Here is a 15,005-nt window from a genome sequence, read left to right as displayed (position 1 = left end):
CGTACAATGCGGGGTCATTTCACATTCAGGCAATCGACACGGCCCACCATGCGCACCAGTCAATATTTGCTCGCCACCCAGAAAGAAACCCCTGCCGATGCAGTGGTCATCAGCCACCAGCTCATGCTGCGTGCCGGCATGATCCGCAAACTGGCCTCCGGCCTGTACACCTGGCTGCCGATGGGCCTGCGGGTGATGCGCAAGGTCGAAGCCGTGGTCCGCGAGGAAATGAACGCCGCCGGTGCCCTCGAAGTGCTGATGCCGAGCATCCAGCCGGCTGAACTGTGGCAGGAATCCGGCCGCTGGGAGCAATACGGCCCCGAGCTGCTGCGCCTGAAGGACCGCCACCAGCGCGACTTCTGCGTCGGCCCGACCCATGAAGAGGTCATCACCGACCTGGCGCGCAACGAGCTGTCCAGCTACAAGCAGCTGCCGCTGAACATGTACCAGATCCAGACCAAGTTCCGTGACGAGATCCGTCCGCGCTTCGGCCTGATGCGCGGCCGCGAGTTCATCATGAAGGACGCCTACTCCTTCCATGCCGACCAGGCTTCCCTGCAGGAAACCTACGACCGCATGCACCTGGCGTACTCCAACATCTTCACCCGCCTGGGCCTGGACTTCCGTCCGGTGCAGGCCGACACCGGCTCCATCGGTGGCAGCTACTCCCACGAGTTCCACGTGCTCGCCTCCTCCGGCGAGGACGACGTGATCTTCAGCGACACCTCCGACTACGCCGCCAATATCGAGAAGGCCGAGGCCATCCCGCGTGAAACCGTGCGTCCGGCGCCGACCGAAGAGCTGCGCCTGGTCGACACCCCGAACGCCAAGACCATCGCCGAACTGGTGGAAAACTTCGGCCTGGCGATCGAGAAGACCGTCAAGACCCTGATCGTGCATGGCGCCGAGGAAGGCAAGCTGGTCGCCCTGATCGTCCGTGGCGACCATGAGCTCAACGAGATCAAGGCTGCCAAGCTGGAGCAGGTCGCCGACCCGCTGGTCATGGCTTCCGACGCCGAGCTGCGCGCCGCCATCGGTGCCGGCGCAGGCTCCCTCGGCCCGCTGAACCTGCCGCTGGAGTGCATCATCGACCGCTCGGTCGCCCTGATGAGCGACTTCGGCATCGGCGCCAACATCGACGACAAGCACTACTTCGGCGTCAACTGGGAGCGCGACCTGCCGGTTCCACAGGTCGCCGACCTGCGCAACGTGGTCGAGGGCGACCCGAGCCCGGATGGCCAGGGCACCCTGGTGATCAAGCGCGGCATCGAAGTCGGCCATATCTTCCAGCTCGGCACCAAGTACAGCGAGGCCCTCAAGTGCCAGGTGCTGGGTGAGAACGGCAAGCCTGTGGTGCTGTCCATGGGTTGCTACGGCATCGGCGTGTCCCGCGTGGTCGCTGCCGCCATCGAGCAGAGCCATGACGAAAAAGGCATCATCTGGAACGACGCCCTGGCACCGTTCCAGATCGCCCTGGTACCGCTGCGCTACGAGACCGATGTGGTCCGCGAAGCCACCGACAAGCTGTATGCCGAACTGACCGCCGCCGGCTTCGAAGTGCTGCTGGACGACCGCGACAAGAAGACCAGCCCCGGCATCAAGTTCGCCGACATGGAGCTGATCGGCATTCCGCACCGCATCGTCGTCAGCGACCGTGGCTTGGCCGAAGGCAACCTGGAGTACAAGCACCGCACCGAATCGGAGGCCCAGGCACTGCCGCTCGCGGACGTGCTGACCTTCCTGCAGGCCCGCATCCGCCGCTGATAACCCGTTACGCGAGTGATCATGTCCAAGCGAAGTACCTACACCCTGGGGGGCGCTGCACTGTGCGGCGCCCTGCTCCTCGGCGGCTGTGCCAACCAGATGTCCCAGCGCAGCGACCATGAGGAGCGCGTCGAGCGCAAACTGCTCGAGCACAGTCTGCAGATCGATGTCGGCGAGCCGAAGGTGATGGAGCTTCCGCAACGACGTGTACGCATCCATGAGCTCAAGCGCTTCGAGGTCACCGAGTTCGAGGTGACCCGCCGCTACGACCGCTACACCCCCTACCAACCCTGGCGGGAGATCTACGAGATCCCGCTGGGCGCGGTGGCGGTGGTGGCCGGCGTTGGTGCCAACGTGGTCAACGTGTTCGCCTTGGGCAACCTGCCGGACAGCGTCACCCACGACTGGCTCAGCTATGGCCTGGCGGGGGTCAACCCGTTCATGAACGTGCAGTCCAACGGTCGCGCCCAGCAGAACCTGGCCGGCATCGACGAGATCGAGAAGGGCAAGCGCGAGGAGGCCATCAGCCTGCCGTGGAACGAGCGCCTGGTCGAGGTCAAAGCCGGCAAGATGACCCACGAGCTGACCACCGACAAGAACGGTGTGCTGCGCCTAAACCTGCTCGACAGCCCGTTCTCCGAGCAGAACCTCAACCATATCGGCACCCTGCACCTGCAGGTGGTCGACGAGGACAACCAGGTGCGCGGCGACGCCAGCCTGCTGGTCAGCGGCAACCTGCGTGGCAAGCTGCTCGAGGCTCACGAGCTGATCTTCGATGACCTCGAGGATGATGATGTCGGCCAGTGGGTGCATCGGGTCAAGCGTCTGTCGGAGCTGGGGCTGGAAGAAGAAGCCAGTGAACTGGAGCAGAGCCTGATCGAGCTGACCCGCAACGATCCGGAGCTGCAACAGGAGTTCCTGCAGACCCTGACCAAGGCCACCGGGCGCCTGGTGGCCGATCCGGGCGTGCAGTAACACGAAGAAGGGCTGCTTTGCAGCCCTTCTCCTATGTATCTGCGAACAACTCCAACTGCTCATGCGCACCGCGCAGATCGCGCAGCCTCACCCCAACGCCCAGCAAACGTACCGGCTTGCCACCCCGGGCAAACGCCTGGCTCAGCAACTGCCGGTAACTCTCCAGATCCCTACCCGCCCCCGCCTGCTCCAGCGTGGTCTGGCTGAAGTCATGGAACTTGACCTTGACGAAGGGCTTGTCGGGCCGATAGCTGCTGTCCATCCGCGCAATCCGCTCGTTCAGGCTGGCCAGCAACTCCGGCAGTCTATCCAGGCAACTGTTCAAGTCGGGCAGGTCATGGTCATAGGTGTTCTCGACGCTGACTGACTGCCGCCGGCTGTCGTTCTGCACCGCACGCTCGTCGATCCCCCGCGCCAGCCCCCACAAGCGCTCGCCGAAACTGCCGAACTCGCGAACCAACGCCAGCCGCGACCAGTCGCGCAGCGACAGGCAGGTATCGATCCCCAACCGCGAGAGCTTGTCCGCTGTCACCTTGCCAACCCCATGCAAGCGCGCCACCGGCAGATGGGCAACGAACGCCTCCACCTGGTCCGGGGTAATGACGAACAGGCCGTTGGGCTTGCGCCAGTCACTGGCAATCTTGGCCAGGAACTTGTTCGGCGCCACACCGGCAGACACCGTGATGTGCAGTTGCCGGGCCACCCGACGGCGAATGTCCTCGGCAATCCGTGTGGCGCTGCCGGCGAACCATTGGCTGTCACTGACATCCAGGTAGGCCTCGTCCAGGGACAGCGGCTCGATCAACTCGGTGTAGTCGCGAAAGATCGCGTGAATCTCCCGCGACGCCTCGCGGTAGGCCTCGAAGCGCGGCTTGACGATCTCCAGGTCCGGACACAGCTTCAGCGCATGCCCGGATGCCATCGCCGAGCGAACGCCATAGGCGCGCGCCTCATAGTTGCAGGTGGCGATCACTCCACGCTGCCCAGGCTGCCCGCCCACCGCCATGGGTCGACCGACCAGGCGCGGGTCGTCACGCATCTCGATGGCGGCGTAGAAACAGTCACAATCAATGTGGATGATCTTGCGCAGGGACATGGACGACAGCCACTACTGTAAATTCATACAGATAGTATCCCATGCCCCTGCCCCGAAACAGCCTGCGCGGGACGATCGGCCTGCAAGCCCCGTCGCGACTGAGCCGCGTGCCGATTTGAGACGCTAAGGGTTTGAACAAAAAAGGATTTTTTTGAATTAATGCTTGACACCGGAAAGGAAATCCGTAGAATTCGATCTCACAGGCGCGGGATGGAGCAGCCTGGTAGCTCGTCGGGCTCATAACCCGAAGGTCGTCGGTTCAAATCCGGCTCCCGCAACCAGATTCAAAGAAAGGCCACTGTTTCGACAGTGGCCTTTTTTGTTGCCTATTGATTATCGATCAGTAAAAACATTCGAAAAATCAAACAGTAACGCTTGACTCCCAGTACAAAATCCGTAGAATCCGATCCCACAGGCGCGGGATGGAGCAGCCTGGTAGCTCGTCGGGCTCATAACCCGAAGGTCGTCGGTTCAAATCCGGCTCCCGCAACCAGATTCAAAAAAAGGCCACTGTTTCGACAGTGGCCTTTTTATTGTCTGTTGATCAGCCAAGCGACGTGGTACTTAACGTACGCACTTGACAACTAACGGCCAATCCGTATAATGCGCCCCTCTGACGCGGGATGGAGCAGCCTGGTAGCTCGTCGGGCTCATAACCCGAAGGTCGTCGGTTCAAATCCGGCTCCCGCAACCATATTCGTCAGAACGAACCCCGCCTATTGCAAGATAGCGCGGGGTTTGTTGCATTCAGCGCCCTGTAAAAGACAATCCTCCCCGCCCTCCTCGCTCCCCTGCCGACCCTGCGGCTGAATGAACTATCTTTAACTATCCTGAAACAGATTAAGACGCCGGCCCGGAGTAATATTCGGATACGTTTTCCAAAGGGACTTTCACTTGGCCGTACCTCGCCTCCACCTCGCGCAGACTGCACGAGGCACCCCATGACCGCCCCCACTCCCGAAACCCAGGCGCCATTGACAGCGGCCCTGCCCACGGCGGCTCAGCGCCTGCCCTGGCTGGAGCGGCTGAGCAAGTACCGCCAGCCCATTGGGCTGGCAGTGACCTTGGTGTTGTTCGCCATGGGCCTGATTGCCTGCCGTCACCTGCTGAGCGAGCTGGATATCTACGCGCTGCATGACGCCATGCTCGAAGTACCGGCACGTTCGCTGATCGGCGCAATACTGGCCACCGTGATCGGTTTCGTGATCCTGCTGGGCTACGAATGGTCCGCCAGCCGTTATGCGGCCGTGCAACTGCCACCCCGCATCCTGGTGCTCGGCGGCTTCAGTGCCTTCGCCATCGGCAACGCCATTGGCCTGTCGATGCTGTCCGGTGGATCGGTCCGATATCGCCTCTATGCGCGCCAAGGCCTGGGCGCCGCGGAAGTCGCGCGCATGACGGTGTTTGCCAGCCTCTCGCTGGGATGCGCCCTCCCCCCCCTGGCTGCCCTGGCCACCCTGAGCGACTTGCCGGCGGCGGCAACCGCGCTACGTCTGCCCGCGCCACTGCTGGGCGGGATTGCAATTGCCGTGCTGGTGGCCGCCGCAGCCGTGGTGATGGGCCTGTATCGCCGGCGCCTACCCGAACAACCATTGGCCGACAGCCTGATGGTACAGTTCGGCCGTCGTACTCTGCGCCTTCCGGGGGCGCGCCTGACCGCGCTGCAACTGCTGATCACTGCCCTGGATGTCGCCGCCGCCGCCACCGTGCTTTATCTGCTGCTACCGGAAGCGCCGCCGTTCGGCGCCTTCGTGCTGGTCTACCTGCTGGCCCTCGCCGCCGGCGTGCTCAGCCATGTGCCGGGCGGCGTCGGCGTGTTCGAGGCGATCCTGCTGGCGGCCTTCGCCAACCAGCTGGGGGCCGCGCCACTGGCTGCCGCGCTGCTGCTGTACCGGCTGATCTACGTGGTCCTGCCGCTGTTGCTGGCCTGTGTGCTGTTGCTGGCCAACGAGGCCCGGCGCCTGATGGTCGCCCAGCAGGCGATCCGCGCCGCCTCCGGCCTGGCCGCGCCGGTGCTGGCAATCCTAGTGTTCCTCTCCGGTGTGGTGCTGCTGTTCTCCGGCGCCACCCCGGAGATCGACAGCCGTCTGGAACACATGGGCTTCCTGATTCCGCACCGCCTGATCGATGCCTCGCATTTCGGTGCCAGCCTGATCGGCGTGCTCTGCCTGCTGCTCGCCCAGGGCCTGCGCCGGCGCCTGTCGGCCGCCTGGCTGCTGACCACGGTGCTGCTGCTGGTGGGAGCGGTACTGTCGCTGCTCAAGGGCTTCGACTGGGAAGAAGCCAGCCTGATGTGCTTCACCGCCGCCCTGCTCGCCCTGTTCCGCCGCTCGTTCTACCGCCCAAGCCGTCTGCTGGAGCTCCCGTTCTCGCCGGTGTACCTGGTGGCCAGCGCCTGCGTGGTCGGTGCCTCGGTGTGGTTGCTGCTGTTTGCCTATCAGGACGTGCCCTACACCCACAAGCTGTGGTGGCAGTTCACCCTCGATGCCGACGCGCCGCGCGGCCTGCGCGCCGCCCTCGGCAGCGCCGTGCTGCTGGTTATCGTCGCCCTGACCTGGCTGCTGCGCACCGCCCGCCCGGTCATCCATCTGCCAACCGACGACGAGTTGCAACGCGCCAACCGCATCCTGCTGGCTTCCGACCAGCCCGACGGCGGCCTGGCCCTGACCGGCGACAAGGCGCTGCTGTTCCACCCCAACGACAACGCCTTCCTCATGTATGCCCGCCGTGGCCGCAGCCTGGTGGCCCTGTACGATCCGATCGGCCCGGCCCAGGAGCGCGCCGAGATGATCTGGCAGTTCCGCGACCTGTGCGACCTGCATCATGCACGCCCGGTGTTCTACCAGGTACGCGCGGAGAACCTGCCGTTCTACATGGACATCGGCCTGACCGCGATCAAGCTCGGCGAAGAGGCCCGGGTCGACCTGCGGCGCTTCGACATCGAAGCCAAGGGCAAGGAGATGAAGGACCTGCGCTACACCTGGAACCGAGGCGGGCGGGACGGGCTGAGCCTGGAGATCCACGAGCCTGGTCAAGCGCCGCTGGCCGAGCTCAAGGAAATCTCCGACGCCTGGCTCGCCGGCAAGAATGTGCGCGAGAAAGGCTTCTCCCTCGGTCGCTTCAGCCCCGAGTACCTGCAGCATTTCCGCATCGCGCTGATCCGCTTCCAGGGCCGTCCGGTGGCCTTCGCCAACCTGCTGGAAACCCGCAGCAACGAACTGGCCAGCCTCGACCTGATGCGTGCGCACCCTGAGGCACCGAAACTGACCATGGAATTCATGATGGTCGGCCTGATCCTGCACTACAAGAGCCATGACTATGGCCGATTCAGCCTGGGGATGGTCCCTCTCTCCGGCTTGCAGCCACGCCGTGGCGCCCCCTTGACCCAGCGTCTGGGCTCGATGGTGTTCCAGCGCGGCGAGCAGCTCTACAACTTCCAGGGCCTGCGGCGCTTCAAGGACAAGTTCCAGCCGGACTGGGAACCCCGCTACATGGCCGTGCCGGCCGGGCTCGACCCGCTCGTGGCACTGGCTGATACTGCCGCCCTGATCGCTGGCGGCCTGACTGGATTGGTGAAACGTTGATGATCCGACGCTATTGGCTGTACGTACTGATTCCCCTGCTGCTGGCCGTGCTGGCCGGCGGCGCGGCCTTCTGGCTGTGGACCCGGCCGGCGCCCGAGGCGCGCCTGGAGCACCTCACCCTCGACGACGGTAGTGCCCTGACCCGCGCCACCCCCGGCGTGCACGCCAAGGCCCAGGTGGCCATCGGCGTGCCCCAGGACCAAGCCCTGACCGACAAGCAACTGCTCGACCTCAGCCAGGCCGGCGAGGCTCAGCTGGTGCAGGTGATCCTGCCGCCCGCCGACTGCGCCAAGCAGCAGGCGGCGATGGACCAGGCCCTCACCCGCCTGGCCGACAAACCGACCCTGGTCGCCGGCATCGGCCCGGGCGCGGCCCAGGCCTGGCGCTGGCTGGCCGCACAAGGCGACGACAAGGCCCGGGCCATCTCGGTGGACTTTACCGTCGAGCAGCCCGGCTGCCAGGTCGCCCTGCCCAAGTCCGCCGCCCACGGCCACTGGAACGTGGCCTGGAACGACAACCCGGATGACGCCAGCGCCGCCTTCGTGCGCGACCAGGCCAACGCCGAGACCAGCATCGCCGACTACGACATCCACCTGCCCCAGGTGCTCAAGGCCCAACTGACCCAGGCCTTGGTCGGCCATGACGGCAACGCCCTGGCGATCCCGGTGGTGGAAGTTCCGGCCGGGCAGACCACCGACACCGTGACCCTGTTCCTTTCCGGGGACGGCGGCTGGCGCGACCTGGACCGCGACGTGGCCGGCGAGATGGCCAAGCTCGGCTACCCGGTGGTCGGCATCGACACCCTGCGCTATTACTGGCAGCACAAGACCCCGGAACAGAGCGCCGCCGACCTGTCCGAACTGATGCAGCACTACCGCCAGAAATGGGGCACCAAGCGCTTCGTGCTGACCGGCTACTCGTTCGGCGCCGATGTGCTGCCGGCCATCTACAACCGCCTCTCCGAGGAAGACCAGAAGCGTATCGACGCGGTGATCCTGCTGGCCTTCGCCCGCAGCGGCAGCTTCGAGATCGAGGTGGAGGGCTGGCTGGGCAAGGAAGGCCAGGAGGCGCCGACCGGACCTGAGATGGCCAGGTTGCCGGCAGCGAAGGTGGTGTGCATCTATGGCGTCGAAGAGACCGACGAGAGCGGCTGCACTGACAAGACAGCCGTGGGCGAGCGCATGAAGCTGCCGGGCGGCCATCACTTCGACGAGAACTACCCGGCGCTGGCCAAGCGCCTGATCGGCGAGATCGAGACCCGCCAGGGAAAGGCCAACGTCGCTGAAAAATGACAGGGAAAAGGGCCGCTTCGCGGCCCTGACCCAGCTTAGATCTCGACCTGTGTCCCCAACTCGATCACCCGATTGAGCGGCAGGTTGAAGAACCGCAAGTTGCCGTTGGCGTTCTTCAGCAGGAACGCGAACAGGTTCCCGCGCCAGCGCGACATGCCTTCAAGGCGCGAGGCGATCACCGTTTCCCGGCTGAGGAAGTAGGTGGTGCGCATCGGGCTGAAGTCCAGCGCGTCCAGGTGGCACAGCTTCAGCGCCGCCGGCACGTCTGGCTCGTCCATGAAGCCGAAGTGCAGCAGCACCCGGAAGAACCCGTCGCCGTAGGCTTCCACCTCGAACCGTTCGTGCTCCGGCACCCTGGGCCGGTCTTCGCTGACCACCGTCAGCAGCACCACCTGGCTGTGCAACACCTGGTTGTGCAGCATGTTGTGCAGCAGCGCATGGGGCACGGCATCGGGCCGGGCAGTGAGGAACACCGCGGTGCCCTCCACCCGGTGCGGCGGCTGCACGCGAATGCTGCTGATGAACACCGGCAACGGCAGCGCGCCTTCATCGATGCGATCGACCAGGATCTGCTTGCCGCGCTTCCAGGTACTCATCAGCACGAACAGCACGATCCCCGCCAAGACCGGGAAGGCACCACCCTGGACAATCTTCGGCACGTTGGCGGCGAAGAACAGCCCGTCGACCAGCAGGAAACCCACCAGCAGCGGTACCGCCAGCACCGGTGGCCACTTCCACAGCAGCAGCATGACCGCCGACACCAGGATCGTGGTCATCAACATGGTGCCGGTCACCGCCACGCCGTAGGCGGCGGCCAGGGCGCCGGAGGACTCGAAACCGATCACCAGCAGCACCACGCCAACCATCAGCGTCCAATTCACCGCGCCGATGTAGATCTGCCCCTGCTCGTCGCTGGAAGTGTGCTGGATCTGCATGCGCGGCACGTAGCCCAGCTGGATGGCCTGTCGGGTCAGGGAGAAGGCACCGGAAATCACGGCTTGCGAAGCGATCACCGTGGCCATGGTGGCCAACCCGACCAGCGGCAGCAACGCCCAACTCGGCGCCAGCAGGTAGAACGGGTTGCGCGCCGCCTCCGGGTTCTGCAGCAGCATCGCACCCTGGCCGAAGTAGTTGAGCACCAACGCCGGCAGCACCAGGGCGAACCAGGCGCGGGCGATAGGCTTGCGGCCAAAGTGGCCCATGTCGGCGTACAGGGCCTCGGCGCCGGTCAGCGCCAGCACCACAGCACCGAGAATCGCCACCCCCATGCCCGGATGAACGATGAAGAAATTCAGCGCCCAGCCCGGGTTGAAGGCCTTGAGCACTTCCGGGCTCTGCGAGATGCCGTGCACCCCGAGCGCCGCCAGGGCCAGGAACCAGGCGACCATGATCGGGCCGAAGGCCTTGCCGATCTTCTCCGTACCGTGTTTCTGCACCAGGAACAGCGCCACCAGTACCACCAGCGAAATCGGCACCACCCAGTGATCGATACCCTCGAACGCCAGGCCCATGCCCTCCACCGCCGAGAGCACCGACACCGCCGGGGTGATCATGCTGTCGCCGTAGAACAGCGAGGCGCCGACCAGGCCGCAACCGACCATCAGCATGCGCAACCGCGGGTACTGCGCCGTGGCCCGCCGCGCCAACGCGGTCAGGGCCATGGTGCCGCCCTCGCCCTGGTTGTCGGCGCGCAGGATGAACATCACGTACTTGAACGACACCACCCACAGCAGCGACCAGAGGATCAACGACAGGATGCCCAGCACCCCGTCATGGTTGACCTGTACGCCATAACCACCGGTAAAGACCTCTTTGAGGGTGTAAAGCGGACTGGTGCCGATATCGCCATAGACCACCCCAACAGCTGCCACCAGCAGGCCCAGCGGCCGTGCCGCGCCCTGTCCGCCTTCGGCGTGACTGCTTGCCTGAACCATCGACCACTCCCGCAGACGGCCATCTAGACCGGTTGAATTCCTACCCGCGCCGGGCCATCCCGGATGCCCCGGCGCAACGGCGCGAAGCATAGCGCAGCGTTCGTCGTATTTCTGCTGGTAAAGCGACCTTGCGCTCGCTAGAATTGCGCACTTTTTGATCAGAGGCGCCAAAAGCGTCCGCCAGGATCGCCCCCGTTACCGGTCGGGCGACCTGTATTCAATACCGAGGTTAGCCATGTCCACCACTCCCGCCACCCCAAAGGTCGGCTTCGTTTCCCTGGGTTGCCCCAAGGCCCTGGTCGATTCCGAACGCATCCTGACCCAGCTGCGCATGGAAGGCTATGAAGTCGTGCCTACCTACGATGGCGCCGACGTGGTGGTGGTCAACACCTGCGGCTTCATCGACAGCGCCAAGGCCGAGTCGCTGGAAGTGATCGGCGAGGCGATCAAGGAGAACGGCAAGGTCATCGTCACCGGCTGCATGGGTGTCGAGGAAGGCAATATCCGCGACGTGCACCCCAGCGTGCTGTCGGTCAGTGGCCCCCAGCAGTACGAGCAGGTGGTCAACGCCGTGCACGAGGTGGTGCCGCCACGCCAGGACCACAACCCGCTGATCGACCTGGTGCCGCCGCAAGGCATCAAGCTGACCCCGCGCCATTATGCCTACCTGAAGATTTCCGAAGGCTGCAACCACAGCTGCAGCTTCTGCATCATCCCATCGATGCGCGGCAAGCTGGTCAGCCGTCCGGTCGGTGAAGTGCTGAGCGAGGCCGAGCGCCTGGTCAAGGCCGGCGTCAAGGAAATCCTGGTGATTTCCCAGGACACCAGCGCCTACGGCGTCGACGTCAAGTACAAGACCGACTTCTGGAACGGCCGCCCGGTCAAGACCCGCATGCTCGAGCTGTGCGAGGCCTTGAGCAGCCTGGGCGCCTGGGTGCGCCTGCACTATGTCTACCCGTACCCGAACGTCGACGACGTGATCCCGCTGATGGCCGCCGGCAAGATCCTGCCGTACCTGGACATTCCGTTCCAGCACGCCAGCCCCAAGGTGCTCAAGTCGATGAAGCGCCCGGCCTTCGAAGACCGCACCCTGGCGCGCATCAAGAGCTGGCGCGAACAGTGCCCGGAGCTGGTGATCCGTTCGACCTTCATCGTCGGCTTCCCCGGCGAGACCGAGGAAGACTTCCAGTACCTGCTCGACTGGCTGACCGAAGCCCAGCTCGACCGCGTCGGCTGCTTCCAGTACTCGCCTGTCGAAGGCGCCCCGGCCAATGACCTGGGCCTGGATGAAGTACCGGACGACGTCAAGCAGGAACGTTGGGACCGCTTCATGGCCCACCAGCAGGCGATCAGCGCCGCGCGCCTGCAACAGCGCATCGGCAAGGAGATCGAAGTGCTGATCGACGAGGTCGAGGAGCAGGGCTCGGTCGGTCGCAGCTTCTTCGACGCGCCGGAAATCGACGGCAACGTGTTCATCGACGGCGACCACGGCTTCAAGCCGGGCGACAAGGTCCGTTGCCGCATCGTCGATGCCGACGAGTACGACATGTGGGCCGAGCCCGTCTGAGCGATGCTCGCCTGAAGATACCCCGCCCACTGGCGGGGTATTTTTTTGCATCTATGTTTTCCTCAATGGCCCCGAGGATCACAGGATGTCGCCCACCGTCACGCTGCAAACGCCCCACCTGAGCGACTACCCCGAACTGGTGCGGGTGTGGGAGGCGTCGGTGCGCGCCACCCACGACTTCCTGCCCGACGGCTACATCGTGCTGCTGCGCGAGCATGTGCTGCGCAAATACCTCGACGCGGTGATGCTGGTCTGCTGCAAGGACGCCAGGCGACGCATCCTCGGCTTCGCCGGCGTGGCCAATGGCCGTGTCGACATGCTCTTCGTCGCGCCGCAGTACCGTGGCCAGGGTATTGGCCAACGCCTGCTGCGGCATGCTGTAAGAGAGCTCAATGCCGAACGCCTGGACGTCAACGAGCAGAACCCGCAGGCCCTGGGCTTCTATCTGCACGAAGGCTTCGAGGTGTACGGGCGCTCGGAAACCGACGGCCTGGGGCAGCCCTATCCCCTGCTGCACATGAGGCTGGTTCGTACAACGTCCTAGGACAAAAGCCAAGGAAACCACCACCCCGCTCCGAAATGGCGCAAATGACATCGATTTGCAGCCGCTACCCTGCGCGGGCAGGTACAATGAGAGCTTTCCCTACCGCGTGATACCCGTGTCCATGTCCGAACCCATTCGTCTCTCCAAACGCCTCATCGAACAGCTTGGCTGCTCCCGCCGAGAGGCCGAACTGTACATCGAGGGAGGCTGGGTCACGGTCGACGGCGAGGTGGTCGAACAGCCGCAGTTCAAGGTCGCCGGACAACGCATCGAACTGCTCCCGGGCGCCCGTGCCGAAACACTTGAACCGGTGACCCTGCTGCTCAACCAGCAGGCCGGACAGGACGTCGCCAGCGCCCAGGCGGGCATGAGCATGGCCAGCCTCAGCGAAGCGCACCGCGAAGGCGTGCGCCCGCTGCACGGGCATTTCGCCCGCCAGGCCTGTGTCGCCCCGCTGCTGCCAGGCGCCAGCGGCCTGCAACTGTTCACCCAGGACTGGCGGGTGACCCGCAAGCTCGACGCCGACCTGCGCCGAATGGAGCAGGAATACATCGTCCAGGTCAGCGGTGAAGCCAAGCCAGGCGCTCTCGAGCGTCTGGCCCGCGGTGTCGAGCGCAAGGGCGTCGAACTGCCGAAGGCCAAGGCCAGCTGGCAGAACGAACAGCACCTGCGCATGGTCCTGAAGAACCCGCAGCCCGGGTTGATCGAACAACTGTGCGAAACCGCCGGCCTCAAGGTCCTGGCGATGCGCCGCATTCGCCTGGGCGGCGTGTCGATGGGCAAGCTGCCAGTGGGCCAATGGCGCTATGTGGCCGCTACAGAACGCTTCTAGGGTCTGTACGAAATGTGTCTGCGCGAAGGCCAGACAAGGCGAAACGGGGGGAGGAAGCGCAGTGTACTGGAGTACATGAGCATTCCGAGCCCCGTTCCAACGCAGTATGGGCGAGTGCAGATACATTTCGTACAGAGCCCAGCATTACCGCCGCGCAAAGACTGACACGGCAACAGAACAGGATTCGCTGCAATGAACCACAACGATGTACTGCGCAGCCTGCGCTACATGCTCAAGGCCAACGACCAGAAGCTGGCCGAGATTATCAAGCTCTCGGGCCTGGAGGTTTCCGCCGAGGCCATCGCCGGCTACGTCAAGAAAGAAGAGGAACCTGGCTTCGTGCGCTGCCCGGAGAAGGTCATGGCGCACTTCCTCGACGGCCTGGTGATCCACCGTCGCGGCCGCGACGACAGCCGCCCACCGCAGCCGATCGAAGTGCCGGTGACCAACAACACCGTACTCAAGAAGCTGCGGGTGGCCTTCGAGCTGAAGGAAGACGACCTGCACGCAGTGCTCAAGTCAGTCAATTTCCCGGTGTCCAAGCCCGAGCTGAGCGCATTGTTCCGCAAGGTCGGCCACGACAACTACCGCCCCTGCGGCGACCAGTTGCTGCGCAATTTCCTCAAGGGCCTGACCCTTCGCGTGCGCGGCTGAGCCGTGATGCAGCATAGCGTCTCGCCGGTCGGCATCGTCCGTTCCTGCTTCAAGGAAAAGTTCGCCATCCCCCGCCAGCCCCAGCTGGCGCCGGCCGCCCGTGGCGTGCTGGAGCTGCTGCCGCCCTTTGACCAGGGCGATGCCGTCGAAGGGCTGGAACAGGTCAGCCATGTGTGGCTGCTGTTCCTGTTCCACCAGGCACTGGAAGACAAGCCACGCCTGAAGGTGCGGCCACCACGCCTGGGCGGCAACAAGAGCATGGGGGTGTTCGCCACCCGGGCCACCCACCGGCCCAATGGCATCGGCCAGTCGGTGGTGCGCCTGGAAGGCGTCGAACCGGGGCGTCTGCTGCTGTCGGGGATCGACCTGCTGGACGGTACGCCGGTGCTGGATATCAAGCCTTACGTGCCGTATGCGGACAGCGTCGCCGAGGCATCGAACCTGATGGCCAGTGATGCGCCGGAGCCGATCAGGGTGCAATGGAGCGAGAGCGCACTGCCCCAGGCACACACCCACGCACTGCGCCTGGGCGAACCCTTGGTCGAGCTGATCGAGCAGTGCCTGGCCCAGGATCCACGCCCGGCGTACCAGGTGCCACCGCCCGAACGAGTGTATGGGGTGAAGTTCTGGGATGTGCAGGTGCGCTGGCATTATCCGCAGCCGGATGTGATTCGGGTGCTGGAGGTGACGCCGGAGTAATGGGGTGTCGATAAGACCCACATTCCAGGCATAAAAAAACGCAGGCCAAGCCTGCGTTTTTCAT

At 64.5% G+C, this 15,005-nt stretch carries 11 protein-coding genes and 3 tRNA genes; 12 read left to right on the top strand and 2 right to left on the bottom strand.

What is annotated here, in order from left to right; genetic code table 11:
* Positions 1–48: 48 nt before the first annotated feature.
* Together ACVWZ5_RS20365 and ACVWZ5_RS20360 are read left to right on the top strand one after the other, a co-directional pair.
* Positions 49–1,764 (top strand): proline--tRNA ligase, encoded by a 1,716-nt coding sequence (locus tag ACVWZ5_RS20365; protein ID WP_062574894.1) that lies wholly within the window; start codon positions 49–51, stop codon positions 1,762–1,764.
* A gap of 21 nt (positions 1,765–1,785) precedes the next feature.
* Positions 1,786–2,739 (top strand): hypothetical protein, encoded by a 954-nt coding sequence (locus ACVWZ5_RS20360; RefSeq protein ID WP_258800395.1) that lies wholly within the window; start codon positions 1,786–1,788, stop codon positions 2,737–2,739.
* A gap of 31 nt (positions 2,740–2,770) precedes the next feature.
* Here the strand turns inward: ACVWZ5_RS20360 and dinB are convergent, their stop codons facing one another.
* The gene (gene dinB, locus ACVWZ5_RS20355) at positions 2,771–3,829 is read right to left on the bottom strand and encodes a DNA polymerase IV (RefSeq protein WP_172402433.1); all 1,059 of its coding nucleotides are present in this window, start codon (positions 3,827–3,829) and stop codon (positions 2,771–2,773) included.
* A 210-nt stretch (positions 3,830–4,039) separates the two neighbouring features.
* Between dinB and ACVWZ5_RS20350 the strand changes: the two genes are divergently transcribed.
* From ACVWZ5_RS20350 to ACVWZ5_RS20330, 5 genes are all read left to right on the top strand, one after another.
* Positions 4,040–4,116, top strand: a tRNA-Met gene (locus ACVWZ5_RS20350).
* A 135-nt stretch (positions 4,117–4,251) separates the two neighbouring features.
* Positions 4,252–4,328 (top strand) — tRNA-Met (locus ACVWZ5_RS20345).
* A 124-nt stretch (positions 4,329–4,452) separates the two neighbouring features.
* Positions 4,453–4,529: transfer RNA gene (locus ACVWZ5_RS20340), tRNA-Met, on the top strand.
* Between the two features lie 247 nt (positions 4,530–4,776).
* Positions 4,777–7,419 carry a bifunctional lysylphosphatidylglycerol flippase/synthetase MprF gene (gene mprF / locus ACVWZ5_RS20335; protein WP_062574897.1) on the top strand — a complete coding sequence of 881 codons (2,643 nt, stop codon included), beginning with the start codon at positions 4,777–4,779 and terminating at the stop codon, positions 7,417–7,419.
* A complete protein-coding gene (locus ACVWZ5_RS20330) occupies positions 7,419–8,711 on the top strand; it encodes a virulence factor family protein (protein ID WP_062574898.1) in 1,293 nt (430 codons plus the stop codon). Before mprF ends, ACVWZ5_RS20330 begins: the two co-directional genes overlap by 1 nt.
* Positions 8,712–8,746: 35 nt before the next feature.
* Here ACVWZ5_RS20330 and ACVWZ5_RS20325 read toward each other — a convergent pair whose 3' ends face one another.
* Positions 8,747–10,645, bottom strand: a complete 1,899-nt coding sequence (locus tag ACVWZ5_RS20325) for a potassium transporter Kup (protein WP_028690601.1) — start codon at positions 10,643–10,645, stop codon at positions 8,747–8,749.
* Positions 10,646–10,880: 235 nt separating this feature from the next.
* Between ACVWZ5_RS20325 and rimO the strand changes: the two genes are divergently transcribed.
* The 5 genes from rimO (at position 10,881) to tsaA (ending at position 14,941) form a co-directional block, all read left to right on the top strand.
* Positions 10,881–12,212 carry a 30S ribosomal protein S12 methylthiotransferase RimO gene (rimO, locus tag ACVWZ5_RS20320; protein ID WP_050704462.1) on the top strand — a complete coding sequence of 444 codons (1,332 nt, stop codon included), beginning with the start codon at positions 10,881–10,883 and terminating at the stop codon, positions 12,210–12,212.
* A gap of 85 nt (positions 12,213–12,297) precedes the next feature.
* On the top strand, positions 12,298–12,756 hold the full coding sequence (locus ACVWZ5_RS20315; RefSeq protein WP_028690603.1) for a GNAT family N-acetyltransferase: 459 nt from the start codon (positions 12,298–12,300) through the stop codon (positions 12,754–12,756).
* A 121-nt stretch (positions 12,757–12,877) separates the two neighbouring features.
* Positions 12,878–13,588, top strand: coding sequence for an rRNA pseudouridine synthase (locus tag ACVWZ5_RS20310; protein WP_084942515.1), 711 nt, complete (start codon positions 12,878–12,880; stop codon positions 13,586–13,588).
* Positions 13,589–13,780: 192 nt separating this feature from the next.
* The gene (locus tag ACVWZ5_RS20305) at positions 13,781–14,242 is read left to right on the top strand and encodes a YehS family protein (RefSeq protein WP_028690605.1); all 462 of its coding nucleotides are present in this window, start codon (positions 13,781–13,783) and stop codon (positions 14,240–14,242) included.
* A gap of 6 nt (positions 14,243–14,248) precedes the next feature.
* Positions 14,249–14,941 carry a tRNA (N6-threonylcarbamoyladenosine(37)-N6)-methyltransferase TrmO gene (gene tsaA / locus ACVWZ5_RS20300; protein WP_062361257.1) on the top strand — a complete coding sequence of 231 codons (693 nt, stop codon included), beginning with the start codon at positions 14,249–14,251 and terminating at the stop codon, positions 14,939–14,941.
* Positions 14,942–15,005: the final 64 nt, after the last annotated feature.

The sequence above is a fragment of the Pseudomonas sp. TE6283 genome (assembly GCF_054060555.1).
This window is presented reverse-complemented; position numbering and strand designations above follow the sequence as displayed.

What these genes read in the sequence shown, in the direction of transcription:
- ACVWZ5_RS20365 (WP_062574894.1), top strand. Translation starts at nt 49, where the DNA reads ATGCGCACCAGTCAATATTTGCTCGCCACCCAGAAAGAAACCCCTGCC.
- ACVWZ5_RS20360 (WP_258800395.1), top strand. Translation starts at nt 1,786, where the DNA reads ATGTCCAAGCGAAGTACCTACACCCTGGGGGGCGCTGCACTGTGCGGC.
- mprF (WP_062574897.1), top strand. Translation starts at nt 4,777, where the DNA reads ATGACCGCCCCCACTCCCGAAACCCAGGCGCCATTGACAGCGGCCCTG.
- ACVWZ5_RS20330 (WP_062574898.1), top strand. Translation starts at nt 7,419, where the DNA reads ATGATCCGACGCTATTGGCTGTACGTACTGATTCCCCTGCTGCTGGCC.
- ACVWZ5_RS20325 (WP_028690601.1), bottom strand. Translation starts at nt 10,645, where the DNA reads ATGGTTCAGGCAAGCAGTCACGCCGAAGGCGGACAGGGCGCGGCACGG.
- rimO (WP_050704462.1), top strand. Translation starts at nt 10,881, where the DNA reads ATGTCCACCACTCCCGCCACCCCAAAGGTCGGCTTCGTTTCCCTGGGT.
- ACVWZ5_RS20315 (WP_028690603.1), top strand. Translation starts at nt 12,298, where the DNA reads ATGTCGCCCACCGTCACGCTGCAAACGCCCCACCTGAGCGACTACCCC.
- ACVWZ5_RS20310 (WP_084942515.1), top strand. Translation starts at nt 12,878, where the DNA reads ATGTCCGAACCCATTCGTCTCTCCAAACGCCTCATCGAACAGCTTGGC.
- ACVWZ5_RS20305 (WP_028690605.1), top strand. Translation starts at nt 13,781, where the DNA reads ATGAACCACAACGATGTACTGCGCAGCCTGCGCTACATGCTCAAGGCC.
- tsaA (WP_062361257.1), top strand. Translation starts at nt 14,249, where the DNA reads ATGCAGCATAGCGTCTCGCCGGTCGGCATCGTCCGTTCCTGCTTCAAG.